General features: G+C 40.7%; 25 protein-coding genes and 1 pseudogene. 16 read left to right on the top strand and 10 right to left on the bottom strand.

Translation table 11 applies throughout. The features are described from left to right. Positions 1 to 165 precede the first annotated feature (165 nt). Together A5886_RS12495 and A5886_RS12490 are read left to right on the top strand one after the other, a co-directional pair. A complete protein-coding gene (locus A5886_RS12495) occupies positions 166 to 354 on the top strand; it encodes an AbrB/MazE/SpoVT family DNA-binding domain-containing protein (protein ID WP_256926218.1) in 189 nt (62 codons plus the stop codon). After that, the gene (locus A5886_RS12490; protein WP_086275430.1) at positions 348 to 674 is read left to right on the top strand and encodes a type II toxin-antitoxin system PemK/MazF family toxin; all 327 of its coding nucleotides are present in this window, start codon (positions 348 to 350) and stop codon (positions 672 to 674) included. The genes A5886_RS12495 and A5886_RS12490 overlap by 7 nt, the downstream gene beginning before the upstream one ends. A gap of 285 nt (positions 675 to 959) precedes the next feature. Here the strand turns inward: A5886_RS12490 and add are convergent, their stop codons facing one another. From add to A5886_RS12470, 4 genes are all read right to left on the bottom strand, one after another. Continuing rightward, a complete protein-coding gene (gene add / locus A5886_RS12485; protein WP_086275429.1) occupies positions 960 to 1,991 on the bottom strand; it encodes an adenosine deaminase in 1,032 nt (343 codons plus the stop codon). 151 nt (positions 1,992 to 2,142) lie between these two features. After that, complete coding sequence (ald, locus tag A5886_RS12480) at positions 2,143 to 3,249, bottom strand: alanine dehydrogenase (RefSeq protein ID WP_086275428.1); 1,107 nt, start codon at positions 3,247 to 3,249, stop codon at positions 2,143 to 2,145. Between the two features lie 136 nt (positions 3,250 to 3,385). Next, a complete protein-coding gene (locus A5886_RS12475; RefSeq protein WP_086275427.1) occupies positions 3,386 to 4,114 on the bottom strand; it encodes a C39 family peptidase in 729 nt (242 codons plus the stop codon). An 82-nt stretch (positions 4,115 to 4,196) separates the two neighbouring features. Continuing rightward, positions 4,197 to 6,134: an ABC-F family ATP-binding cassette domain-containing protein gene (locus tag A5886_RS12470; RefSeq protein ID WP_086275426.1), complete on the bottom strand. Its 1,938-nt coding sequence runs from the start codon at positions 6,132 to 6,134 to the stop codon at positions 4,197 to 4,199. Positions 6,135 to 6,352: 218 nt separating this feature from the next. Between A5886_RS12470 and A5886_RS12465 the strand changes: the two genes are divergently transcribed. After that, positions 6,353 to 7,027: a redox-sensing transcriptional repressor Rex gene (locus tag A5886_RS12465; RefSeq protein WP_086275425.1), complete on the top strand. Its 675-nt coding sequence runs from the start codon at positions 6,353 to 6,355 to the stop codon at positions 7,025 to 7,027. Positions 7,028 to 7,071: 44 nt separating this feature from the next. Here the strand turns inward: A5886_RS12465 and A5886_RS12460 are convergent, their stop codons facing one another. Next, on the bottom strand, positions 7,072 to 7,446 hold the full coding sequence (locus A5886_RS12460) for a thioredoxin family protein (RefSeq protein ID WP_086275424.1): 375 nt from the start codon (positions 7,444 to 7,446) through the stop codon (positions 7,072 to 7,074). A gap of 214 nt (positions 7,447 to 7,660) precedes the next feature. Here A5886_RS12460 and A5886_RS12455 point away from each other — a divergent pair, with 214 nt between their 5' ends. The 5 genes from A5886_RS12455 to A5886_RS12435 all read left to right on the top strand — a co-directional run bounded on the left by A5886_RS12455 (position 7,661) and on the right by A5886_RS12435 (position 10,597). Further along, on the top strand, positions 7,661 to 8,578 hold the full coding sequence (locus A5886_RS12455; RefSeq protein WP_086275423.1) for a permease: 918 nt from the start codon (positions 7,661 to 7,663) through the stop codon (positions 8,576 to 8,578). Between the two features lie 3 nt (positions 8,579 to 8,581). Then, on the top strand, positions 8,582 to 9,412 hold the full coding sequence (locus tag A5886_RS12450; protein WP_086275422.1) for a TIGR03943 family putative permease subunit: 831 nt from the start codon (positions 8,582 to 8,584) through the stop codon (positions 9,410 to 9,412). A 145-nt stretch (positions 9,413 to 9,557) separates the two neighbouring features. Continuing rightward, positions 9,558 to 9,824, top strand: coding sequence for an IreB family regulatory phosphoprotein (locus A5886_RS12445; RefSeq protein WP_005228556.1), 267 nt, complete (start codon positions 9,558 to 9,560; stop codon positions 9,822 to 9,824). Next, complete coding sequence (gene ruvX / locus A5886_RS12440) at positions 9,824 to 10,258, top strand: Holliday junction resolvase RuvX (RefSeq protein ID WP_086275421.1); 435 nt, start codon at positions 9,824 to 9,826, stop codon at positions 10,256 to 10,258. The genes A5886_RS12445 and ruvX overlap by 1 nt, the downstream gene beginning before the upstream one ends. Positions 10,259 to 10,279: 21 nt before the next feature. Beyond that, positions 10,280 to 10,597 carry a DUF1292 domain-containing protein gene (locus A5886_RS12435; protein WP_086275420.1) on the top strand — a complete coding sequence of 106 codons (318 nt, stop codon included), beginning with the start codon at positions 10,280 to 10,282 and terminating at the stop codon, positions 10,595 to 10,597. 82 nt (positions 10,598 to 10,679) lie between these two features. On the opposite strand, the pseudogene A5886_RS12430 reads toward A5886_RS12435, so the two are convergent. Both A5886_RS12430 and A5886_RS12425 read right to left on the bottom strand, forming a co-directional pair. After that, positions 10,680 to 11,970: pseudogene (locus tag A5886_RS12430) on the bottom strand (ISL3 family transposase). Between the two features lie 261 nt (positions 11,971 to 12,231). Continuing rightward, complete coding sequence (locus A5886_RS12425) at positions 12,232 to 14,499, bottom strand: ATP-binding cassette domain-containing protein (protein ID WP_086275419.1); 2,268 nt, start codon at positions 14,497 to 14,499, stop codon at positions 12,232 to 12,234. 168 nt (positions 14,500 to 14,667) lie between these two features. Between A5886_RS12425 and A5886_RS12420 the strand changes: the two genes are divergently transcribed. The 6 genes from A5886_RS12420 (at position 14,668) to A5886_RS12395 (ending at position 18,842) form a co-directional block, all read left to right on the top strand. Further along, on the top strand, positions 14,668 to 14,928 hold the full coding sequence (locus A5886_RS12420; protein ID WP_218776643.1) for a transposase: 261 nt from the start codon (positions 14,668 to 14,670) through the stop codon (positions 14,926 to 14,928). 80 nt (positions 14,929 to 15,008) lie between these two features. Beyond that, positions 15,009 to 15,539, top strand: a complete 531-nt coding sequence (locus A5886_RS12415; RefSeq protein WP_218776642.1) for an IS3 family transposase — start codon at positions 15,009 to 15,011, stop codon at positions 15,537 to 15,539. A 74-nt stretch (positions 15,540 to 15,613) separates the two neighbouring features. Continuing rightward, positions 15,614 to 17,473, top strand: coding sequence for a heavy metal translocating P-type ATPase (locus tag A5886_RS12410; protein WP_086275417.1), 1,860 nt, complete (start codon positions 15,614 to 15,616; stop codon positions 17,471 to 17,473). Between the two features lie 119 nt (positions 17,474 to 17,592). Then, positions 17,593 to 17,877 (top strand): iron-sulfur cluster repair di-iron protein, ric, encoded by a 285-nt coding sequence (locus A5886_RS12405; RefSeq protein ID WP_086275416.1) that lies wholly within the window; start codon positions 17,593 to 17,595, stop codon positions 17,875 to 17,877. 16 nt (positions 17,878 to 17,893) lie between these two features. Continuing rightward, positions 17,894 to 18,130 carry a heavy-metal-associated domain-containing protein gene (locus A5886_RS12400; protein WP_086275415.1) on the top strand — a complete coding sequence of 79 codons (237 nt, stop codon included), beginning with the start codon at positions 17,894 to 17,896 and terminating at the stop codon, positions 18,128 to 18,130. 52 nt (positions 18,131 to 18,182) lie between these two features. Further along, positions 18,183 to 18,842: a Crp/Fnr family transcriptional regulator gene (locus tag A5886_RS12395; protein ID WP_086275414.1), complete on the top strand. Its 660-nt coding sequence runs from the start codon at positions 18,183 to 18,185 to the stop codon at positions 18,840 to 18,842. Positions 18,843 to 19,277: 435 nt separating this feature from the next. On the opposite strand, the gene A5886_RS12390 is transcribed toward A5886_RS12395, so the two are convergent. After that, entirely contained in the window at positions 19,278 to 20,573 is a 1,296-nt protein-coding gene (locus A5886_RS12390) for an ISL3 family transposase (RefSeq protein WP_086275413.1), read from the bottom strand. A gap of 478 nt (positions 20,574 to 21,051) precedes the next feature. On the opposite strand from A5886_RS12390, the gene A5886_RS12385 reads away from it, so the two are divergent. Then, positions 21,052 to 21,645, top strand: coding sequence for a hypothetical protein (locus A5886_RS12385; protein WP_086275412.1), 594 nt, complete (start codon positions 21,052 to 21,054; stop codon positions 21,643 to 21,645). A 185-nt stretch (positions 21,646 to 21,830) separates the two neighbouring features. On the opposite strand, the gene A5886_RS12380 is transcribed toward A5886_RS12385, so the two are convergent. Further along, complete coding sequence (locus tag A5886_RS12380) at positions 21,831 to 22,130, bottom strand: DUF2316 family protein (RefSeq protein ID WP_086275411.1); 300 nt, start codon at positions 22,128 to 22,130, stop codon at positions 21,831 to 21,833. A 219-nt stretch (positions 22,131 to 22,349) separates the two neighbouring features. Between A5886_RS12380 and A5886_RS12375 the strand changes: the two genes are divergently transcribed. Beyond that, positions 22,350 to 23,453 (top strand): alpha-hydroxy-acid oxidizing protein, encoded by a 1,104-nt coding sequence (locus A5886_RS12375; protein ID WP_086275410.1) that lies wholly within the window; start codon positions 22,350 to 22,352, stop codon positions 23,451 to 23,453. A gap of 19 nt (positions 23,454 to 23,472) precedes the next feature. On the opposite strand, the gene A5886_RS12370 is transcribed toward A5886_RS12375, so the two are convergent. Next, positions 23,473 to 23,805, bottom strand: coding sequence for a hypothetical protein (locus A5886_RS12370; RefSeq protein ID WP_086275409.1), 333 nt, complete (start codon positions 23,803 to 23,805; stop codon positions 23,473 to 23,475). Positions 23,806 to 23,816: the final 11 nt, after the last annotated feature.

Below are 23,816 nucleotides of genomic sequence, written 5' to 3'. Positions count from 1 at the left end.
CAGTGATAAAATAAGTTGTTGATCTTTTCTTTCAAATAATTCGAAAGATATGATTTGTATATCTTTTGATGTTTAATAAAATCAAAGAAAGGTGGGTTTGCAATGGAAAAAATTAAAATTGGTTCCTAGGGCAATACGAGTGCGATACGACTTTCAAAAACGATTATGGCCGCATTAGGTGCTGAAAAAGGCGAACAGCTTAATGTCGTGATTGAGGGGAATCGAGTATTTTTAGAAAAAACACCAATTGCCGAAGAAGAATTGACGTTTGAAGCATTGTTCAAAGATTATAATGGCGAATCTTTCCAAGCAACGCCACATGAATTTGAACCAATAGGAAATGAGCAATGGTAAAACAAGGAGATATTATCAAAATCAATTTAGACCCTAAACAAGGACAGGAGCAACAAGGCTATCGACCGTATATTTGTTTGAGTTATAAAGGAGTCATTCAATATTCCAACGTAGCGGTTTTTGCGCCAATAAGTAACACCACACGAAACTACCCATTATATGACCCGCTAAAAGACACAGAAACCACTGGTAAAGCATTATTAGACCAGTTGGTAACGATTGATTTCAATGCTCGGGAGTATCGATACGTTGAAACAGTCAGTGAGAATTTTATTGGACAACTATTGAAGATCACCAAAGTGAACTTCGAAAAAGACTGATCTTTTTGATTGGTCTTTTTTATCTGAAGTTAGGTCTAAACCAAAGGATCCAAGAGAATCTTATCCTTATCTCATCAGAGAGGGCATTGCGAAGATACATACGAAAATATTTTCAACAGCTGAAAAGCGTATTGGTGCTAAGCCGGATGAATGATTGTATGTCGGTGAATCGTATCAAAACGATAGGATCGATGAATCGCAAGATCGTTTGCTCCAGAAAATAAGGACGTTCATCCTAGGATGAACGCCTGTTTCCTAAATAATCAATCACTAATTTACCTACTATTACTTCATCGCCTCTTCACCAGAAAACAACGCCAATTGTGCCAATAACACATCTTTGTCTTCCTCTGTAGCAAAAGAATGTTGAACTGCATATACCATGATTGTTTCAAACTCCGTCTTAGTCAATCCACAGTGCTGGACCATTTGCCAGTATTCATTGGTCAATGTCGTATTCGATACCGTCCGATTGTCCGTATTCAAGCAAAAGTGCACGCGGTTTTGCAACCATTCACGCAAAGGATAATCTGCGTAGGCATCAATTGCGCGGGTATGCATATTGCTTGTGGGACAGCCTTCAATCAGTATTTCGTGTTCCCGTACGAAAGCTTGCCCCTGTTGATCCCCTTTTAAGACGATGCCATGTCCGATCCGTTGGGCGCCGCTCTCAATAGCTTGGTAAATATTATGCACGCATCCGCATTCGCCAGCGTGCAATGTCAATTGGATCGATTGTCCATCCACAAATAATCGATAACTTTCTGCCAGAGCAGGGACATAACCATCGATTTCAGGACCAGCCAAATCTAAGCCAACCACTTTGGCTTCAGCTAACGCAGTTGCTTCTGCAAAAATCGAGGCAATCGCCGCGCGTTCTTCTTGGCGCATACCGATGATCAAGATATTGCCTTTGATCGGGTATTGGGCTTCCGCCAAGGCGATGCCTTTGGCAACGGCCTGGATTGTTTCTTGGCAAGTTAAGCCCTTCTTCATTGAGAGACTCGGCGCAAAGCGGATCTCGATGTAGGCAACACCATCTTCAGCAGCTTGTTCCATCACATCAAATGCCGCTCGTACAAGCGCTTGTTCAGTTTGTAAATAAGGCAACACAAAATCAAAGCAGTCTAAATAATCAGTGAGATCGTGACAATCGATAGGAGCTTGCATGTGCTTTCTGACAATAGTTATATCTTGTTCAATCGTCATTTCTTGTTGATTGGCTATCTCGATCAAAGTTTCTGGACGAATCGATCCGTCAAGATGACAATGTAGTTCGATTTTGGGAAAGGATTGGATTTGATGTTTGGTGAGCACGTTGTTCCTCCTAGTGGCGATTTTTTTAAAAATGAATATAACATAATTCGCTTTTGTCTGCCATATCAAAAATCAAATTCTCATAATTATCACAAAAAAGCTGTTTTACCCGAACGTTGTTAGGGAAGACAGCTTTTTTTGTGAAGGAAAATCAGATCAGTTCGGTTAAAGCGACATAAGGAAGTGACAAATCTTGCGCAGCTTCTTTTAAGGTGAACTGACCGTCATAGGTAATGACCCCTCTAGCAAGCGCTTGGTTGCTGCGCAGGGCTTTTTCGGGATTGCTGGCTAATTCTTTAGCAAACGGTAAGGTCGCAATACTCAGCGCAATGGTCGCTGTTTGCGGCACAGCACCAGGCATATTTGCAACGGCATAGTGAATCACGTCTTCTCGGATATAGGTCGGATCATCGTGGGTCGTTACTTTATCGACTGTTTCAAAGATGCCGCCTTGATCGATGGCAATGTCAACGATCACTGATTTTTCTGGCATGTTTTTGACCATATCCGTTGTCACCAAGCGAGGGGCCTTTTGCCCAGGGAGAAGCACTGCGCCAATTGCCAAATCTGTGGTTTTTAATGCAGTTTCGATATTCAAGCGATTGGAGTACAAGGTTTGGACTTGACCAGCAAATTGCCGATCCAATGTCTGTAGGCGTGGAATTGACACATCCAAAATCGTTACTTGCGCGCCAAGCCCAACGGCAACTTTGGCTGCATTCTCACCAGCAACACCGCCGCCAATGATCGTCACGCGTCCTTGTCTTACACCGGGAACCCCTGATAGCAAAATACCTTTGCCACCATAGATTTTCTCTAGAAATTGGGCACCTAATTGAACGGACATCCGGCCGGCGATTTCACTCATAGGGGAGAGCAAGGGCAGCGTGCTGTCGTCTAACTGAACGTTTTCATAGGCAATCGCCGTTACTTTGGCTGCCATTAAGGCCTCTGCTAATTCGTTGTTGGCTGCTACATGAAAATAGGTGAACAAAATCAGTCCTTCGTGAAGACGTGGATATTCTTCTGGCAATGGTTCTTTGACTTTCAGCACCATATCAACCGCCCAGACGTCATCAACAGTAACAATGGTGGCCCCAACGGCTCGATAAGCCTCGTCAGCAAAAGTAGAGCCTAGACCAGCACCTGTTTCCACATAGACCTCATGACCATCTTGCACCAATTCGTACACGCCAGCTGGTGGTAAAGCGACGCGGTTTTCATTGTTTTTGATTTCTTTCGGTAAACCGATTTTCATTTTTATCACACCTCTCTTGTACTTATTATATCGAGGAAGCGGATTCTTGTGGGTAAGTATGCAAATAAAAATATCTTTTGTACAAAAAAGGTACTATTCATCTTAGATAGAGAATAGTACCTGACCACAAATCAAGTTAAATCGATGTGTTTGACAATGCCCAAAAACGAACGCTTTGCATCGCAATGTCATCTAATGTGTAATAAGAATCATAGTGCTGCTTCTCAGGGGAATCATTTGGATCCAAGACAATGACTTGGTCTTCCCGCATACCGGCGAGGACCATGATGTGTCCTGTTTCAGTGAATTCTCCTGCTGAGACAGAAACAATCACTGGCTGATCATCAGACAGGTAGTCGGCGACCAAATCAATATCTGTCCCAAGATCCTGATATTGATAACCAAAGGCATTCGCATAATCAGAAAAAATCCGCCAATCTGTTCCTTGACCGGCTGAATAGTAGCTGTCACCAGCCCAATCCAATACTTCAGTTGGCAGGACTTCGTATCCGGTGATTGCGGAAGCAACCATGGCTATTGAGGCAATCGCACAGCCATTTTCAGCGATGGTTTGATCGCCGTCAAAGCCATAATTATCATAGGCCCAGCGTTCGTTGGTTTGTAAATATAAAGGGGTATCGATACCCATGTCCTGCAAATATAGCGACGCATCATCATTAAACAAAGCATAATCATCAGTCATATCTGAATCAATCATTGACACTGAAATCGTACTTTCTTCAAAACTGCTCATATGCTCCACTTGGACATCAGTTATGCCTCGCACAAAAGCAACCAACAATAATACAATCCCAAGCAATACCAATAATGGTTGTCTTTTCCGATATGTTTTGACCGATAGCATCAAATCTCCTCCTTTTAACATGTTTCTCTTTATTCCAGTAAAACAAAGGAAGAGGGCGCTGTCATCGGACTAGAGGCGGATTCTAATTTTGTGCTTGGGCTTCTTCTAAAGCAAGGCTGCTGTCTTCCCAAGCTTCCAATAATTGTTCTTGTTGCTGATGGGCTGCCTCTAGTTGTTGATTGAATGCTGTCAGCTTGATATGGTCATTCAATACATCAGGTTCAGTCATCGCCTGTTCTAATGTAGCGATGCTTGTTTCAATCGTTGCCAAATCACTTTCAATTTGGTCAACTTTACGCTGTAAACTGCGCACAGCTTTTTGTTGTTCTTTGCTTTGGACGAAGTTCTTTTTACCAGTCGATTGTTGTTTTTCTGTTGTGTCAGTCGTTAATAATGCTGCGATTTCAGCTTCTTCTAATTTCTTTTCAACATAATAATCATAATCCCCTAAGTACAATTTGCTGCCGGTTTCTGACAACTCGATGACTTTTGTGGCGATACGATTGATAAAGTAGCGGTCATGAGATACAAAGAATAGGGTGCCTTCGTAGTCGATCAAGGCGTTTTCTAACACTTCTTTGCTGTCGATATCCAAGTGGTTTGTCGGTTCATCTAAGATCAGGAAGTTGTCATGATCCATTGCCAACTTGGCCAATGCGACACGGGCCTTTTCACCGCCGCTAAGTAATGTGATGGGTTTTTCAACATCTTCACCAGAGAACAAGAAGCTGCCCAAGATCGAACGAATCTCAACTTCGGGTGTTGTTGGATGATCATCCCAAAGCTCATGTAAAATCGTCTTGGTGGAATGCAGATCGGATTGTGTTTGATCATAATACCCAATCGACACATTGGCACCTAGATGGACGTCTCCTTTAAGCAAGGGCAATTTGTGAATCAAAGATTTCAGTAAAGTCGACTTGCCACTTCCGTTTGGACCAACCAATGCAATGGCATCTTTACGCCGGACATCCAAATTGATTGGACTGGATAAAACAGCCTCAGATGCATAGCCAATCGCCCCGTCTTCTAACTGCATCACGACATTTCCAGAAGGTTTTTCGATTGAAAAGAGGAAATGGGCTGATTTTTCATCCCCTTGCGGCCGGTCAAGGCGTTCCATCTTCTCTAATTGTTTGCGGCGGCTTTGCGCCCGTTTGGTGGTAGAGGCACGGACCAAGTTGCGGGCAACAAAATCTTCTAATTTATTGATTTCTTCTTGCTGTTTTTCAAAGGCTTTCCAGTCACTTTGCAGCTGCTCGGCTTTGAGGTCTAAGTAACGGCTGTAATTGCCCTTATAGTGACGCATTTTTTGGCGGCTCAATTCGTAGACCTCGTTGACGACTTTATCCAAAAAGTAACGGTCATGGGATACGATCAGCAGCGCGCCTGCATAGCCTTGAAGGTAGGATTCCAACCATGATAAGGTGTCGATATCTAAATGGTTGGTTGGTTCATCCAAAATCAAGATGTCTGGTTTTTGTAAAAGCATTTTTGCCAATGCCAGACGGGTTTTTTGCCCACCAGAAAGGGTCGCAATCGATTGTGGGTAGAATGAAGGATCAAATTGAAAGCCATGCAATACGGAACGAATCTCATTTTCGTAGCCATAGCCATTTTTTTCGGCAAATTCGTGTTGTAATTGATCATATTCTTTCAATAATGAAGAAGAGTCCGCTTGCGGATCAGCTTCTGAAATCGCTTGCTCAAGGGTGCGCATACGCTGCTCCATTGTTCGCACGATCGCAAAGGCATCGAGCATTTCTTCCCAAACAGTTGCTTGACTATTCAGGCCGGTATCTTGTGCGAGGTAGCCCATTGTAGCTGTTTTGTTTTTGGCGATCGTCCCTTTGTCTGGACTTTCAAGACCAGCAATGATTTTTAATAAGGTGGATTTTCCAGCGCCGTTTCGACCCACGAGGGCTAGACGGGATTGGCTGGCAATCTCAAGTTGGATATTCTCAAATAAAACCTCAGCGCCGAAAAGACGGGCGATTTGGTTGGCTTGTAATAGAATCATGAATGTGTCATTCCTATCTGTAAGAAACTTGGTGGATCAAGACTGCAATCGCCTCATTTTATCATAAATCGATGAAAACAGCGATTACTGAAAATTTTGATTTTAACATTTTTAAAAATAAATTTCAATTTATGAGCATTCAAATTGATTTTTGAACAATGTATTTGATATGATAGCTACATCACACGTGAATTTTTCACAATGGGGGAGTAATATCTTTGAAAGATCATCAAATTCCAAAGGCGACTGCAAAGCGCTTGCCTTTATATTACCGTTATTTACGCATTTTGCACAATGCTGGCAAATTAAAAGTTTCATCAACTGAATTAAGCGAAGCCGTTCAAGTCGATAGCGCGACGATTCGTCGTGATTTCTCTTATTTTGGAGAATTAGGAAAACGCGGCTATGGCTATGATGTTGAAAGTTTGATGCAATTTTTTGCTAAAACATTGAACGAAGACCATATGACGAACGTGGCATTGGTGGGTGTCGGAAATCTGGGCAGTGCCTTATTAAAATACAAATTCCACCAAAGCAATAGCATTCGGATCAGCGCGGCATTTGATGTTAGTGAAGATCTAGTGGGTCGCATCGTGGACGGTGTCCCTGTCTATCCAATGGATGATATGAAGGAACAAGTCAAAATTCAACAGATTGATGTGGCGATCCTCACGGTACCGGCACAACATTCCCAAGATTTGGTCAATGACCTGGTTGAGGCAGGAATCAAAGGCATCTTGAACTTTACACCAGCCCGCATCACAGCACCAAAAGGCGTATTGATCCAAAACGTTGACTTGACCAACGAATTGCAGACATTAATCTATTTCTTGCACTCAGGTAACGTCTTATCACACGAAGAACCCGTCGAGGAATTGACAGGGGAAGAATAACCATCAACAAAGCACCTGATGCCTGTAGCGCATCAGGTGCTTTGTTATTGTTTCGGATCTAATTGGTCAAATAAAGAAGCATAGGACATTCTTTTCGACTCAACAGTCAAAGCTGTTCGGTATCGTTCTAGTTGTTTTTCTAATCGTCGAAAATCAATGATCCGCGCTTCGCGATGCACTTCTTTGCCATTGGCGATCACCAAAACGACCGGCACCGTCATTACTGAAAAATACGCTGCAGTTGCGGGCTCTTCTACAGTATCAATGGTTAAGAAAGGGACGTTATACTTTTCAGCAAGCTGTCTGGCTCGCGGTTTATCTGCCACGCAAATACTGCAATTTGGTTGAGAAAAATAGACAAGCGCTAACGGATGTTCTTTCCCGATGGCCTTGATCTTTCCGTCGTTGTTCAGTTCCATGTTTATCACACTCCCTCCAAAATGTACGTGGTATATGCTTTTTTGTCAAAGATTAGAGAGTTAGGAACAGACCAATCAAACAAATACTAGGCGAGAAATGTAAAGCTATCGTTAAAAAATAAACCGGAGAGACGAAAACCATTGTGTTCACCAAAGAAAAAACGTATAGTAATTCCAGCAAACAGATATTATAGACAAAGAAGGTTAAAGGAATATGTTCCAATCATTGCCAAATTCAGTCTTGCAAATGAGTGTGATTTTTTTATCGATCGTCATTGAGGCATTGCCGTTCGTTTTGTTAGGCTGCTTGATTTCAGGTGCGCTGCAAGTGTTTTTGACACCAGAGCGTGTCACCAAGATTTTGCCAAAAAACAAATTGGCTTCAATCGCATTCGGTTGCGGGTTAGGTGTGTTTTTTCCTTCCTGCGAATGTGGGATCGTGCCGATCGTCAATCAATTTGTCAAAAAAGATGTGCCAGTCCATACAGCCTTTGCATTTATGCTGACGGCACCAATCGTCAATCCAATCGTGATTTTTTCAACGTTTATCGCCTTTGGCAATTCTGCGAAATTTGCCTTTTTGCGGGTCATGGGCAGCTTGATCGTTGCAATGATCGTTGGGATTTGGTTGGCCTATTTCAATCAGCACGCGGTGCTAAAACAACGGTTGACTGCTGCACCCCATACAGATGACCACCATGGCCATCATCACCACGGTCATGCGCATGATCACAGCAAAGGTCAGCCATTCAAAGCGTTGCTGCAACACAGTTTGGATGAGTTTTTTGATACCGGACGCTATCTGATTATCGGCGGGTTGATTGCCTCGGCCATGCAGACCTATTTGCCAACGGGATTGATGCTGACATTGGGCTCAACCAAATTATTGGCAGTATTGGTGATGTTGCTGTTGGCTTTGACTTTGTCCTTGTGCTCTGAAGCAGATGCCTTTATCGGTTCCTCATTATTGAGTTTGTTTGGTGCCGGTCCAGTGGTTGGTTTTCTGGTATTTGGTCCAATGGTCGATATCAAGAATCTGCTGATGATGAAGCGATATTTCAGTGGCCGTTTTATTGCCTCATTGGTCGGCTTGGTTGCTGTCGTTGTGTCGATTTATGCATGGGTGGTGTAGAGAATGATACGTTTTTTGATATTATCCGGCTATTTTGAGTTGATGATGTATTTGCAAGTATCTGGAAAACTCAATCAGTTTATCAATGTCCATTACCGTTATTTAGCTATTTTATCAATGGTGATCTCATTGTGTTTAGCATTAGTCCAACTTTATTTTTGGGTCAAACAAGAGCCAACGCATCACCATGATGACGAGCATCAACACGGTTTGGAAAAAAAGCATCAACGCTTGATCGCCTATCTATTGTTGGCACTGCCAATCATCGTAGGGTTGTTTTTTCCGACCGTCAGTCTAGATACCACGATCGTTGAAGCGAAAGGGTTTAACTTTCCGCTCAGCGAAGAATCCGTTGGCGATCCTGAGATGACGACACAGTATCTCAAGCCGGATACGAGCTTGTATTTTAATAAAGATGATTACAATACGCAGATGCAAACCTCGCTGGCTCGTTATGCGGATCAATCCACGATCAACATTACAGATGAGAACTACCTAGAAGTGATGGAATTGATTTATACCTATCCAAGTGAATTTATTGGAAAGAAGGTCACATATGAAGGGTTTGTCTACCATCAAGCGCAAGATGATGCCAACGAAATCTTCTTGTTCCGTTTTGGAATCATCCATTGTGTGGCAGACTCTGGCGTCTTTGGTCTTAGAGTGAGCTTGCCTGAAGAAACCGCAGCCGAAAACAATCAGTGGTTGCAAGTGTCAGGTACGATCCAATCACAATACTATGCGCCTTTCAAACGAGACTTGCCGATGGTTGCCGTAGATCAAGTGACAACGGTTGAGGCACCTGACAATCAGTATGTTTATCGGGCATTTTAACTTTTTTCGATAAACTTCATAAAAACATCATAAAGCTTTGGTATAATAAAGAAAAGATAAGGCATATGTTTGTAGTTTTCGGCAACGTTTAGTACAATAAATAAGTAAAATATGCTAAAATCAACACAAAGAGAGGTGTCGTGAAATGGGTTTTACAGATGAAACAGTTCGTTTCGATTTTGATGATAGTCGAAAAAAAGAGGTTAGCGAAACCCTCGCTATTGTCTACCGCGCATTAGAAGAAAAAGGATACAATCCAATCAATCAAATCGTTGGGTATCTCCTTTCTGGCGACCCGGCTTACATTCCTCGTTATCGGGATGCCCGGAACTTGATTCGTCGCCACGAAAGAGACGAGATCATGGAAGTGCTGATCCGCTATTACTTAGGCAATCACGGGATAAACCTATAATGAGAGTCATGGGATTAGATGTTGGTTCGCGCACGGTCGGTGTGGCTGTGAGTGATCCGATGGGATGGACGGCGCAAGGGATTGAAATCATTCGCATCAATGAAGATGAAGATGATTTTGGTTATGAACGTTTGGCTGAATTGGTCAATACGTATGAAGTGACCCATTTTGTGGTCGGTCTTCCCAAAAATATGAACAATACCATTGGTCCTCGTGCAGAGGCGTCCATGGCTTATGGTCAGGCAATCGAAGAACAATTTGGTTTGCCTGTAACCTATCAAGATGAACGACTGACCACTGTACAAGCAGAGCGGATGCTCGTGGAACAAGGCAATGTTTCTCGCGCCAAGAGAAAGAAAGTCATCGATAAATTAGCAGCAGTCATGATTTTGCAGAACTTCTTAGATGGTCCTGGAAAACAACTGTTTAATTGAAGAAGAAAAGAGGAAAATAATATGGCAGAACATACACACGATCACAATCATGATCATGATCACGAAGGGCACGAACATATTACTTTAGTGGACGATCAAGGCAACGAAACATTATACGAAATTCTTTTAACAGTAGATGGTACGGAAGAATTCGGCCGCAACTATGTCTTGTTATACCCAGCTGGTGTACCGGAAGATGAAGATGTAGAATTACAAGCATATGCGTACATCGAAAACGAAGACGGCACTGAAGGCGATTTAGAACAAATCGAAACTGAAGCTGAATGGGATATGATTGAAGAAGTCTTCAATACGTTCATGGCTGAGGAAGAAGAATAGAATTGAAAGGCTCTTCGACATTTAGTGTTGGTGGAGATAAATTCAACTGAAAAATGAAGTCTGATCCAGTTAAACATATTGTTTAGCTGGATCTTATTTTTGCTGTAAAAATTAGTCCTTGCGTAATATAGATTCTGGCGCGAAAATTGATGAAGTTACGGTAGCCGTAGGCTACTCTTTTTATTACTTTGATTTTATTATTTGTTCCTTCTAAAGCACCATTATTATACTTTGTCTCAAAGGCATTTTGTATACCCTGTTTGTACTTGTTCAAGAAGGTGAGTTTCTTTCTAAACCCCTCAGGAAGGTTGGTATTCATACTGTTTATTGTATCAAAAAAAACTGACGGTATCCTTTTGTTTGAAATGATAAAGCAGGAGCTGACATATCTCATAGGCTTCGCTTAATTGATCATCATAGCTTAACAGGTCATCTATAATGGATTTTTCAGTCATTGGCCTTCTGAAAGATCGATTATATTTATCATTCGAACTGTCTAAATGATAGGCGTTTTTAAGGAACAGTTTCCAGAACCGCTTCAATCTTTTGTATTTGATTGAATCTGTTTTATGGTATTTATTCATCGTTTGAATACGTAGTTGATTTAGTGCACGAGTGATTTGTTGGATAATATGAAAACGATCAGTAACGATTTGAGCGTTTGGAAAAACTGTTTTGGCCAATTCAAAGTAAGGGGCGTTCATATCCATAACTATATACTTTACCTTCGCCCTTGTCTTACGGCTGAATTTTAGAAAATAGGCTTTTAGGAAGGCTAGTCTGCGGTTCTCTAGCACGCCAATCAATTTATTTGTATGACCGTCCATAAACACAAAGCTCATTTTTCCGCTACATGATTTCATTGACTTAAATTCATCAAAGCATAGAACTGATGGCAGATAGTTGAAGTTAGGCTTATAGGTTTCTTGGCACTTACGCATAACTCGAGTGACAGTAACATCAGAAACAAAATATCTTTCTGCTATATCTTTGATGCAGGTAACTTTTGCTAAATCTAAAGCCACTTGTTGTTTCAATTCTTTTGAGATAGCGCATCTTTCTTCTACCAGATTTGTTTGGGCGTTGAAAGTAGAATGACATTCTTTGCATAGGAATCGAGAACGGTCTAGTGACAGAACTGTTTTAGCCGAACGAAAAGGCAATAACTGAACTGTTGTATTATGTTTGCCATATTTAATGATTTGGCCTTCATTCTTAATACCGCATTTACGACAATAAGTTGGTGTATAGGTTAGTTTAGCACGGATGATATTTGTGGTAATGCCTCCTTCTTGTATAGAATCGAGCCAATCTTCTTCAAAGATTAAAATTTCATCTGTTAAACCTAAGCGTTTTTTAGTACAATTGTCCATGAGGGATATCCTTTCTTGGTGCAGATTTTGTTTTAGACGACTAAATTCTACCAATTGGATATCTCTTTTTCTATACTTTTTTATAAAAAAATAGTATAGAAAAGAAATCCTAAGATTTCTCACCAACACTAGATATTGTAGAGCCAAAACAAAAGGCACGACTCCCTGCGAATACAGGGAACATGCCTTAGCAGTTTAAAAATATTCAATTTTGTCTAACTTTTGTGTTGCACTTTAAATGAGGTGATCTTTTTGAATCTTTTAAGAAATTATAGCTGCTAATGCAGCACCAGTCCGAGAGTTTTTATCGTTTAGGCTATCTTTTGGATGACCTTCAAAACAAACTTGACCGCCGAATTTACCAGCATCAGGTCCCATATCGACTAACCAATCGGCTCGTGAAATTAATTTCAGATTATGTTCAATCAGAATTAATGTATTGCCCTTATCAACCAATCCTTCAAATAAATCGATCAATTGTTGAGTATCCTGTAAGTGCAATCCGGTTGTTGGTTCATCTAAGAAATAGATTCGGCCGGTATGATTCAATTCCATTGCTAACTTAACACGTTGCACTTCACCACCAGATAAAGTGGTCATCGACTGGCTAAGATTCAAATAACCAAGTCCAACTTGGTGGAGTAGACTAACCTTTTTGTAGATATCTGGCACATCTTTGAAAAACTCTAAAGTGTCGTTGATAGAAAGATTTAGAACCTCAGAAATATCTTTGCCATGATAAGTGTATTGTAGTGCTTCTTGGCTATAACGTTTCCCATGACACAACTCACATTCTTGAACGATTGGATCCATGAATGCCATCTCGGTGATCATCACACCTTTACCTTTGCAACGGGGACAAGCACCTTTACCGTTATAACTAAATAGTTGTGTTGAAACGCCATTGTTGGCTTTACTGAAAAGCTTTCGTAGAGGATTTAAAATGTTCAAGTAAGTTGCAGGTGTAGAACGAATATTCAAACCTACAGAATCCTGACTCAAATCAATATAGTCTTGATCAGAAACTTGTTGTTTGAAAGCTTGGACTAAAGTACTTTTTCCAGAACCTGCTGGTCCAGATATCACGGTCATTACACCTTGAGGGATTCTGGTAGATACGTCTTTTAAATTATGAGAAGTTACATGATTAACATTTAGCCAAGATTGAGGTTCACGAGGCTTTGGGAAAGTGATTTTTTCTCGTAACATTTTACCCGTAATCGTATCTGACCGTAATAGTTCGTCGTAGGTACCAGTGAAAGTTACTTGACCACCATTTTTGCCGGCTTGTGGTCCCATTTCCACGACATAATCTGCTGTCGAAATAATGGCAGGGTTGTGATCAACTAAGATAATGGTATTGCCATGTTCCTTGAGCTTTTTTAAGGATTGGGTAATTAATTTAATATCGTGAGGATGGAGTCCTACACTTGGTTCATCGAGTACGTAAACTAAATCGGATAGGGAACTCGTCAAATATTTGGCAATTTTAATTCGTTGAGCTTCTCCACCAGATAGAGTATCAGTTCCACGGCCAAGGGAAAGATAACCTAAACCGATGTCGATCAAAGCTTGAACTTTACTATGTAGTTCACGCACCATTGTTTTAGCCTTGGGGTCCGAGATATTATCCAAAAATTTTAGGACACTTACTAAATCCATATCGCTGACTTCTGCAATATTTTTGCCAGCAATTTTACCAGTTAGAGCCTTTTTGTTCAGACGTGTTCCATGACATACTGGGCAAGGTTTTCGAGTGACAATCTTTGATAAGGCAGCTTCATGATGACGACCTGAGGCACTATGAATAACAGAGCGAAGCATACGTGGAACTAGTCCTTCGTATAATGCCGTACGGCCCCAATTTGCCGGTGGATTTTTTAATTTTTGTTGCGGAGCGTGCATGAATAAATCATATTCTTCATCGGTGTAGTCTTTAATTTTTTTGTCTAAATCAAATAATCCACTGTTGCCATATTCCTTCCAACGCCAAGTTCCCGGTTGAAAACCGGCAAAAGTCATTGCACCTTCATTGAGTGATTTATTAGGATCAATTAATTGACGTTCATCTACGTCGTCAACAAAGCCTAATCCCTGACATTTTGGACACATTCCCTGAGGTAGGTTAAAGGAAAACCATTCAGAATACCCAACCCAAGGCTGTCCAATTCGAGAAAACATCAAACGTAAGACGGAATAGATGCCGGTGTAGGTTGCCAGAGTAGATCGAGGATTACGACCAATAGGCTTCTGTTCAACCACAATTGCCACTGGTAAGTTGTCGATTCGGTTCACTTCAGGTTGACCGTATTTAGGCAAATATTGTTGGGTGAAACTAGGAAAAGTTTCATTCAATTCACGTCGGGAAACAGCGGCTAATGTATCAAAAACTAAAGAGGATTTACCAGACCCAGAAAGACCAGCAAATACAGTTGTTTTATGCTTAGGAATATCTAAACTGACATCCTTTAAGTTATTTTCTTGAGCTCCATGGATAGAGATAGTCCCATCCGCAAATAAATCAGTCATAAAAACCTCCAACAGCAAATTTATAATTCCATTATATAATAGAAATCTCGTTTAACAAAAATAATCGGATCTAGAATTTTTGGTGTTGGAAAGTATTGCTCTTATGCTAGATTTACGGACAGATTTTCTTCTGCCCTGTAAACTAATAGCATAGGAGCATTTTTTAATATGATTCGATACAAAAAAGAATTTAAGCAGTCTCTTGTTGAGATGCACAATCAAGGCCGTTCATATACTGATCTACCCGCTGAATACGGACCTTCGGTCGACTCAATCCGTAACTGGGTCAAGTTGTACGCGGTCCACGAAGTGGACGGCGAAAAATGGACGCAAGCTGATGTAAACGCATTACAAAAGGAAAACGACAAACTTCGCGAAGAACTTGAGATTTTAAAACGAGCCGCGGCGTTACTTTCGAAGTACAACTAACGCAAAATCGCGAGTTAGGACTGGAAATCATTGACCGTTCGCTCGCAATGGGACACCGCATAACAAGCGTTTTATCAGCTTTGAATATAGCTCGAAGCACTTATTATCAATGGAAAAATTGGCATCCCAGCCAACAAGAGACGCGTCGCAACGCTCTAAAAACGGCAATCAAAGCCGTCTACAACACCAATCGTGGGATCTATGGCTACCGAAGCATCGCCGCATTTTTACGGTTCATTTTGAACACTGAATTTGGTGATCGTTTGGTTTGGGAGCTCATGAATGAGATGAGCCTTAAATCTCGCATGGTCAGGAAGTCATATAAGAAGCCGACGACGACCACTGACACACCAAAAAAGACCGATCTCATGAAGAATTTTGATGATTTGAGTGGAGTTCTAACGACTGACATAACGTACATCCAGCTGATGAATAGAGACTGTATTTACCTGGCGACGGTCTATGACCCAGAAAAACGCCGTGTTGTCTCATATGGACTGAGTTCAGAGATGACCAAAGAATTCGCAACATCTGTTGTCGTGAAGGCTCTAAGAGCCAACGATAAACCAAAGATGATGGCTAACTTAGCGGTGTTTTTTTTTTACGAATAAAATTAAAAGTTGATGGCAGTCAATTTCTTCTGGGGTGTTCCTCACTATACTAAAGGCGTAGAGGAGGAGTAACGATGGAAAAATATATTATGAGCCATAAAAATAAAATCGTCTTAGTGAATGGGATTTTGGTAATTGTAGGTTTTGGCGTACGTTTCTTACTGCAAAATGAGACCTTGGAGGTGTGGTCTTTTATTTTAGCTTCTATTCTCGGAGCCTTGCCCATTGCCTTACAAGCCTATCAAGCTATACGGGTTCGGGTGGTTAGTATCGATCTTTTGGTGACGATTGCGGTGCTTGGAGCTTTTGCCATCCAAGATTATGAAGAGTCGGCAGTAGTTACGTTTTTCTTTTTATTTGGAGCTTACTTAGAGCAGCGGACATTGACCCAAACTCGGTCTGCTATTAAAGAATTGATGGAATTGGTTCCAGAAAGTGCTTTACTACAAATTGCAAATGGCAAATACGAAGAAGTCGACGTAGATGATGTAGATGAAGGAGATGTACTGTTAGTCAAAACCGGTGCCAAGGTACCGGTGGATGGTCATGTCTTAAGAGGTGAAGGCCATATTAATGAAGCTAGTATCACCGGTGAATCACTACCGGTTACGAAAAGTATAGGCAGTGAAGTCTTCGCTGGCTCAATTTTGGAAAATGGCACCTTGGAAATACAAGCAGATAAAGTCGGGGAAGGCACGACCTTTGGAAAAATTATCGAATTAGTGGAAGAAGCCCAAGACTCGAAATCCGATGTGGAACGATTAATCGATCGTTTTGCTAAGTATTACACCCCAATTGTGTTGCTGTTGGCGGTGGTAGTTTGGGGATTTACACGAAATCTAGAATTAGCGATTACAATTCTAGTGTTAGGCTGTCCTGGTGCATTAGTTATTGGGATCCCTGTATCCAATGTCTCCGGGATAGGCAATGGTGCTCGCAACGGTATTTTATTAAAAGGTAGTGAAGTAATCAATCGTTTCAGTAAGGTACACACTATGGTTTTTGATAAAACGGGTACGCTGACATCAGGTAATCCAGAAGTAGCCGATTGGCAGTTTTATGGTAACGAGAAAGAAAAAAAACAGGTTTTCACTTATCTCGGCAGTATCGAAGCAGAGTCTGAGCATCCTTTAGGAAAAGCCATCCTAAATTGGCTAGGAGATTTTGACAAAGTGCCTGTGACGGAAACAAAAGTGGTTAAAGGTGGAGGTGTCACAGTGACGGTTTTCGGGCGTCAAATTGCTGTCGGGAATCTAGCTTTAATGGCGCAAACAGGTGTGACAGTATCGAGTGCTGTCAAGAAAGACGCCGCAGTTTTTGAAGCTAAGGGCAATTCCTTAGTATCATTGGCTATGGATGGAAAATTGGTACTATTACTAGGGATTCGAGATCAACTACGTCCAGGGGTTAAAGAAGTTCTTGGCCAATTGAAAGAACTTGGGGTTAAAAATCTTGTCTTACTTTCTGGTGATAATCAAGGAACGGTGAGCCTAGTGGCAAAGGAGTTAGATCTTACGGAAGCCAAAGGAAATATGCTACCGGAGGACAAGGCAAATTATATTGAAAAACTACAAAGTCAAGGACAAGTGGTAGCTTTTGTAGGAGACGGTATCAATGACAGCCCTTCCTTAGCTTTGTCGGATATCGGTATTGCCATGGGTAACGGCACCGATATAGCCATTGAAACCTCCGATATAGTCTTGATAAACTCAGATTTTGCTCGCTTGCCACATGCTCTTGGATTGAGCAAAGAAACAGCTCGGAATATGAAGGAAAACATCAGGATTGCCATCGTTGTAGTATTAGTATTGTTGGGTAGTCTAATTTACAGCAGTTGGATGAATATGACCATTGGGATGTTCGTTCATGAAGGCAGTATTTTAGTTGTTATTTTAAATGGAATGCGTCTGTTGCGTTACAAAGTGAAAAATTAGAAAAAACTTGATAAATATCAAGTACTTGCTGTTTTCCGATGACTATACTAAAGATGTCAAAGGGAGTTGACTTTTTATAGCAAGTCGACTTCCTTCAATAAAGAAAGAAGGAATTGATCATGTCAGCAGTTACTTATTTATCCGAAAACGAAGAAACCTTAGCTTTATACACCACGGCCATCACTAGAGCCCACGGGGACCATCATCCAGAAGTTTTTGAGGTTAAAAAAGTCTATAGTGAGTTATCCGACAAAATCGCTAAGCAAGGCGAAAAAGCTAATTTAAAACCAGAATTTAAGGAATTGCGTAAATTAACCGATGATTTTTCGATTCCCGCGGACGCTTGCCTTACGATGAAGAACACTTACGAAATGCTAGCTGAAGCGGCTCAATTGAATAACTAAAAAGGAGGAGTCCATCATGGAAAAAGCAATTTTAACATTAGAAACCTTGGCTTGCCCAACCTGTATGCAAAAAATCGAGAGCGGTGTCAAACGCATGACGGGAGTGGATAGCGATAGTGTCAAGGTGCTATTTAATGCTAGCAAATTGAAGGCTAATTTCAATGAAAAAGAAACCAGTTTAGCCTCTATTCAAAAAACGGTGGAAGACCTAGGTTATCCGGTTTTAAAAGCGGTGGCAAAAGCAGTATCCTAACATTTTTTAACAGATAATGATAGGATAAAGAAAAACGGTGGAGGTGAAGTCGATGACAGAAGAACATCTATGTGTTTCGCTAGTTCCTTTGTTTAATCACCTGGATGTAGAGGATCAGCGGAAAGTCAATGGGCTGACCAGTCATCGTGTAGCGTCAAAGGGTGAGCAGATATTTTCTCCTGGTAGGGAGAATCAGCTGGTCATTCTAGCCCGAGGCGCATTGAAAGTCTATCAGCTATCTACCAGTGGCAAGGAGCAGCTTTTACGCATCGTTGAACCTGGAGGATACGAAGGAGAGAATCAGCTTTTTGGAGCAGCTAATACCGCAATCTATGTGGAGGCGCTAGTGCCTAGTGAGGTTTGCATATTACGCCAAACGGATTTCACTAAGATGTTGGAAGAATATCCTGAAATAGCCTTGAAGTTATTAAAAATAAATGCGGAAAAAAGTTTGCGTACGGAGCAGCAAGCTCAGTTTTTAACCATGGAAAAAGTCGAAGAACGCTTGGGCACCTATTTATTGGACCTTAGCTTATTGGCTAATAGTGAGACAATTATCTTGCCCATGAAGATGAAAGAGTTGGCGGCGTTTTTAGGCACTACACCGGAGACCCTATCCAGAAAGTTCAAGATGTTAGAAGCACGAAACTTGATTGTCCGGGATAAAAAGAAGATTATGATTTTGGATCGAGATGCCATTGAAAATTTATAAAATGTCGAACATTTTATTGGGGTCTCGGTTCAGGCTGTAGACTTGAGCCATTATCGCGGCTTTGCCTACAGTCTTTTTTTATACATAAATAACTAATCAGTGTTGCAAAGATTAGATAACCTAATATAGTAGTGCTAAATTAAGAGAATCATTAAAATTGCTGGAGAAATTAAACAAGGTTTCATTCGAAATAAAATTAAAGTTTAAGAACCCTAGAATATATGTAAAATTCTTTGATTAAAAATCAAAAGTCCTGTTATTACTAGGATGAAATTAAAGAGACATAATCAGATTCTGTCACATTGGTTAAAATCGCTCCATCCTTAGAGGCTCTAACAGGAAATCACTTTTCTTGGCTCTTTGTCAATAAGGACTGATGGAAAAATCTAAGGGTAACCAAAACAGATATCTAATAAATCTGTTTTGGTTTTTTTGTTATTTCACTTCAATTAAATGATTGATCAAATAAATCCGTATTCTCATGTTCTCAAATGATTTGAATCCGTAGGATACTCTTTTCAATGTTTTGATATGTGTATTTTTCGCTTCGATTTTACCATTAGAATAAGGATAAATCATTGCATTACGTATGCCTTCTTCATATTTAAGTAATTTTTGTAGTTTCTTCCTAAATTCTTCGTCTAAACTTTCAGGGAGGTGTTCCAGTAATTCAAAAAATAGACTATGATCCTTATCTCTAAAGGCATCTGCTAAATCATGAAATGCTTCATACGCTTCCCTAAGGGAAGAAGAAAACGTAAGGAGTCTATCGATCATCATTGCCTCTGTAAGAAGTGGAAACTTAGGTGCACGAAAACTACGCCAAGACTTATATTCTGAGTGATTTATATTCTGTCTATTTTTTGTTAGGGAACGCCAATTTACTTTAAGCTTCTGTGCTTCATTTTTAAATCCTTTCTTCTGCAGCACCTTCATTGTTTTTACACGAAAGTCTTGAAATGCTTTATTCATGTGTTTAACGATATGAAATCGATCAATAAAGATTTTGGCATTTGGAAGTACTGTTTTTGTTAGTTGAAAATACGCAGCGTTCATATCTGTTACTAAAAATTTCACTTGATCATTGTTCGTACACTTTTCAAAATAGGCTGTTAATCGCGGTAACTTACGTGTAGGTAAAATATCAATCAACTGTCCACTTTCTCCATCTGCGCAAATAAAACTCATTTTGTCTTCAGATGAAGCATGTGACCGAAATTCATCAACCATCAATACTTCGGGAAGAATCTTTTTAGAATTGCTGGGTACATAGCTTTTTAGACTCCTTAGTATTCGAATAACCGTAGATAAAGAAACACTGCAATGCTTAGCAATGAAACTCAAAGAAACTTTATCTGTTAGAAAAGAAATGATTTTGTACCTTAAATGACTAGCAATGGAATGTTTTGGAAGAACAAAATAAGATTGTGCAGTCCAATATGTTCTGCAGTTTTTACATTTGTATCGCTGCTTTTTTAAATGCATAACCCTCGGCATATGATTAAATTCGTCAAAACGTATGGTAGTCATCTTTTTCCCGTTTTTTACAATGACTGTCTTACCAAATCCGTCTTTCACAGTAGATCCGCATGACCTACAGGCTTGTGGGCAAGGAGATAGTGTTGCATTTATTACTATGCGTTGCTTTTTGTTTACGGTCTCGTAAGAGACATCTGTAATCTCCAAATTTTTATCTGTAATTCTCAACAATTTTTTGATAGAATCATTCATATAGCATATCGTCCTCTCAGTTATTTATTTTGTCGTGATTTAATCATACTAGAGAACGATATGTTTTTTAATATCTAAAATGAAAATAGGACTGGTGAATCATTTTTTGATTCATCAGTCCTTTAAAGTATAGAGCCACAAAAGGAAGAGACTGAGAGACACACCGTCCGTGTTGTGTATCCCAGTCTCTCTTTTAATTTTATCCATCGTTGAAATTACGGCTAAATCAATGGGATTTGCAGCATGATCAGAAAAGGTGCACAGACTCATTTACAAGCTGAAACTAATAAATCAGTCGATGATTGACCCAAAAGATTATCCTCGTCGCCTTGTTATTCTTCACGTGTCCTAATAAAACGTGAAACCGTCTAATAACAGATTGATTTCGTCATTAAAATAGGAGAAAATTATTAAAAGTGAAAAAATATATGTTTTTGGGATAGTGCGAATAAATTATCTTAGCAGAAAGGATCAAGTGATGCCAGTGAACAACAACAATCAGCTAGACCGAGAGATGCGAATAGGCAGACTCTATTCCCATATTGACTATGTAGTGATGGCCGTGGCAATTATTGTTGAAAGGTACCATGCGTCTCCCATCTGGCCCTTACCAATGCGCGGGGCATATAGGGGAGATCCTACTTTGGGAGGTGGGTTAGTGACTGTGAGTGTAGTAGTATTTTTGTCAGCATGCTTCAAAACCTATGGATCAAATCAGCAAGTGCTTATACCTGAGCATAAGAAGCGTATCGCTGGAATCAATAGTTTCTTTCAATGCTTGGCTGGCTTTTTCCTATTGCTTTTCACATCAGGCCGCTTGACTAAAGTAATGTCTCGGCGAATCCCGCTTGAAACAGTCACATATCACTTGGAACGCTTATTTTTGCTGTACTTCTTTATGCTGATCTACACTTTATTGCGCTGTTTGTTTGCCTTTGATTATTATCAAGCCTTTTACTATGAAAATAGGAAATGCTATATGGGGCACATTTTTCTAGGAGGTACGGGCATTCTAATGATAGGTTTTACCCTTTATACCATTTTTTCGGTATTGATAAGTTTGTTTTCATAAGTCGATAATCGTTTTATATGCATGTAGGGTATCAGATGGACAAAGATCAGAAAAGACTGATCAAATATGTAAAAAAAGGATAGACCAAACAGCTGTTGTGCTAAGAAAATCGGCCTATAAAAGCACAAATTTAGCTAAAGACTGTTTGTTCTATCCTAAAACGTGTTGTGAATAGGCGTATTGAGTTATTGAAGCGTCCCTGCTTCAATACGTCGACTATCTAAAAACCAGTATTGATGATAATCTCCTTTCAATGCTGTGAAAGGGACCGATGTTTTTCCAATGGCATGGAGTTGCTGTTCAAGATAGTTTTTCAAGATCCATGGATCTTCAATGTGTGCAGCATCCAAATCGGCGACGGATTGTACATAAGTCGCGTTCGTTTGCAACGCTTGGGCGATTTCTTCGTAACTCTGGTTCAATAACGCCATATTTTGTTGGAATGAATTTCGCGTTGCTTGCATTTCTTGTGGATTCAATGACATATAGTATGCTCCTTTATAACGAGGTTGGTATAAGCAAGTTGAGCATAAACCCGATGGATAGATTCTGTCAATCAGTATGTCAGGAAAAAATCTTGTGGATAGTGGTGATTGAGCTAGTTATCTCAACCTGTTCAATGACAAGCGGATGATTTGCCCAACAAGCCAAAGAAGAGTAGGATGAAAATGTAAACGTTATCTTATTGGAGAGCAGGGATCGGAATGAACAAATTATATGAAGCAAGTACAGCAGAAGGATTCATCGATTTTATCAATATGCAAGATCTAGAGCAAGAAGCGGAAAAAGTGATTCCAAAAGGCGGCTATGGTTATATTAGCAGCGGTGCAGGGGATATTTTTACCTATCGTGAAAATGAACGGGCCTTCAATCACAAATTGATCATCCCGCATGTCTTGAAAGATATTGAGCTTCCAGATACAACAACTGAAATTTATGGGGAAACATTAACTGCCCCGATTATCATGGCGCCTGTTGCAGCACATGGGTTGGCCAATGTGGCTGCTGAGCGGGCATCCGCAAAAGGTGTAGCTGATTTTGGAACCGTATTCACAGCGAGTTCCTATGCCTCTTGTACATTAGAAGAGATTCGGGCGGCCGGGGGCGAAGCGGCACCGCAATGGTTCCAATTTTATATGAGTAAAGATGATGGTATCAACCGAGATATTTTGGCGATGGCCAAACGCAACGGAGCGCAAGCTATTGTATTGACGGCCGATGCAACTGTCGGTGGCAATCGTGAAACGGACCGTCGCAATGGCTTTACTTTCCCCTTAGCGATGCCTATCGTACAAGCTTATCAATCAGGAGTCGGGCAAACAATGGATGCCGTGTATGGGTCATCCAAGCAAAAATTGAGTCCAGCAGATGTGGCATTTATCGCGAAAGAAGCAGATTTACCCGTCTACGTCAAAGGTGTCCAATCAGAAGAGGATGTGGCACGTGCTTTAGACGCAGGCGCACAAGGCATCTGGGTTTCCAATCACGGTGGCCGGCAATTGGACGGTGGTCCAGCTTCCTTTGATTCGTTGCAAATCGTGGCAGAAGCTGTCGCAGGTCGTGTGCCGATTGTCTTTGATAGCGGTGTCCGTCGTGGGCAGCATGTTTTTAAAGCGATTGCCTCTGGCGCTGACTTGGTGGCCATCGGCAGACCAGCAATCTACGGTTTGGCCTTAGGCGGTCAAACAGGTGTCAAACAAGTCTTTGATTTCTTCAAGAAAGAATTAGAAATGGTCATGCAACTGGCGGGAACGCAAGATGTGGCAGCGATCAAAAAAGCCGTCTTGCGGGAAAATCGATATATGTAGGTATGTAGAGAAGGAGCCGCTAAGCGGCTCCTTGTTTTCTTTTTTGGAACTGTAAAAATGAAGAAGTCTGTTGTTGTGAATCCAAAAGCGAAAAAACTTCTTGCTGATTCAGCTGTTGATAGTAACGATCTCGTTCCTGATACTGTCGTGCAAAGCGATTGGCTTGAATGGTTTCGATGATGCCCAGCACCAAAGCAAGCAGTAAGGCAGTGCGAAACAACCAAACAAAAATCGCAAACCAATAGATCAGTGTGTAAAAAAGTGCGATCAAATAAAAGAAAGTGATGATATTCATGGTAAAATCGACTTTACGATAAAAAAAGAAACGCTTGTTGCTCAGTTCTTGATCCATGTTCATACCTC

The organism is Candidatus Enterococcus testudinis, assembly GCF_002140915.1.
GTDB classification, from domain to species: domain Bacteria; phylum Bacillota; class Bacilli; order Lactobacillales; family Enterococcaceae; genus Enterococcus_D; species Enterococcus_D testudinis.
This window is presented reverse-complemented; position numbering and strand designations above follow the sequence as displayed.

Excerpts from the sequence above, each read along its gene's own strand:
- A5886_RS12495 (WP_256926218.1), top strand. The coding sequence starts at position 166 with ATGGCCGCATTAGGTGCTGAAAAAGGCGAACAGCTTAATGTCGTGATT.
- A5886_RS12490 (WP_086275430.1), top strand. The coding sequence starts at position 348 with ATGGTAAAACAAGGAGATATTATCAAAATCAATTTAGACCCTAAACAA.
- ald (WP_086275428.1), bottom strand. The coding sequence starts at position 3,249 with ATGAAAATCGGTTTACCGAAAGAAATCAAAAACAATGAAAACCGCGTC.
- A5886_RS12475 (WP_086275427.1), bottom strand. The coding sequence starts at position 4,114 with ATGCTATCGGTCAAAACATATCGGAAAAGACAACCATTATTGGTATTG.
- A5886_RS12470 (WP_086275426.1), bottom strand. The coding sequence starts at position 6,134 with ATGATTCTATTACAAGCCAACCAAATCGCCCGTCTTTTCGGCGCTGAG.
- A5886_RS12460 (WP_086275424.1), bottom strand. The coding sequence starts at position 7,446 with ATGGAACTGAACAACGACGGAAAGATCAAGGCCATCGGGAAAGAACAT.
- A5886_RS12455 (WP_086275423.1), top strand. The coding sequence starts at position 7,661 with ATGTTCCAATCATTGCCAAATTCAGTCTTGCAAATGAGTGTGATTTTT.
- A5886_RS12450 (WP_086275422.1), top strand. The coding sequence starts at position 8,582 with ATGATACGTTTTTTGATATTATCCGGCTATTTTGAGTTGATGATGTAT.
- A5886_RS12445 (WP_005228556.1), top strand. The coding sequence starts at position 9,558 with ATGGGTTTTACAGATGAAACAGTTCGTTTCGATTTTGATGATAGTCGA.
- ruvX (WP_086275421.1), top strand. The coding sequence starts at position 9,824 with ATGAGAGTCATGGGATTAGATGTTGGTTCGCGCACGGTCGGTGTGGCT.
- A5886_RS12435 (WP_086275420.1), top strand. The coding sequence starts at position 10,280 with ATGGCAGAACATACACACGATCACAATCATGATCATGATCACGAAGGG.
- A5886_RS12425 (WP_086275419.1), bottom strand. The coding sequence starts at position 14,499 with ATGACTGATTTATTTGCGGATGGGACTATCTCTATCCATGGAGCTCAA.
- A5886_RS12420 (WP_218776643.1), top strand. The coding sequence starts at position 14,668 with ATGATTCGATACAAAAAAGAATTTAAGCAGTCTCTTGTTGAGATGCAC.
- A5886_RS12410 (WP_086275417.1), top strand. The coding sequence starts at position 15,614 with ATGGAAAAATATATTATGAGCCATAAAAATAAAATCGTCTTAGTGAAT.
- A5886_RS12405 (WP_086275416.1), top strand. The coding sequence starts at position 17,593 with ATGTCAGCAGTTACTTATTTATCCGAAAACGAAGAAACCTTAGCTTTA.
- A5886_RS12400 (WP_086275415.1), top strand. The coding sequence starts at position 17,894 with ATGGAAAAAGCAATTTTAACATTAGAAACCTTGGCTTGCCCAACCTGT.
- A5886_RS12395 (WP_086275414.1), top strand. The coding sequence starts at position 18,183 with ATGACAGAAGAACATCTATGTGTTTCGCTAGTTCCTTTGTTTAATCAC.
- A5886_RS12390 (WP_086275413.1), bottom strand. The coding sequence starts at position 20,573 with ATGAATGATTCTATCAAAAAATTGTTGAGAATTACAGATAAAAATTTG.
- A5886_RS12385 (WP_086275412.1), top strand. The coding sequence starts at position 21,052 with ATGCCAGTGAACAACAACAATCAGCTAGACCGAGAGATGCGAATAGGC.
- A5886_RS12380 (WP_086275411.1), bottom strand. The coding sequence starts at position 22,130 with ATGTCATTGAATCCACAAGAAATGCAAGCAACGCGAAATTCATTCCAA.
- A5886_RS12375 (WP_086275410.1), top strand. The coding sequence starts at position 22,350 with ATGAACAAATTATATGAAGCAAGTACAGCAGAAGGATTCATCGATTTT.
- A5886_RS12370 (WP_086275409.1), bottom strand. The coding sequence starts at position 23,805 with ATGGATCAAGAACTGAGCAACAAGCGTTTCTTTTTTTATCGTAAAGTC.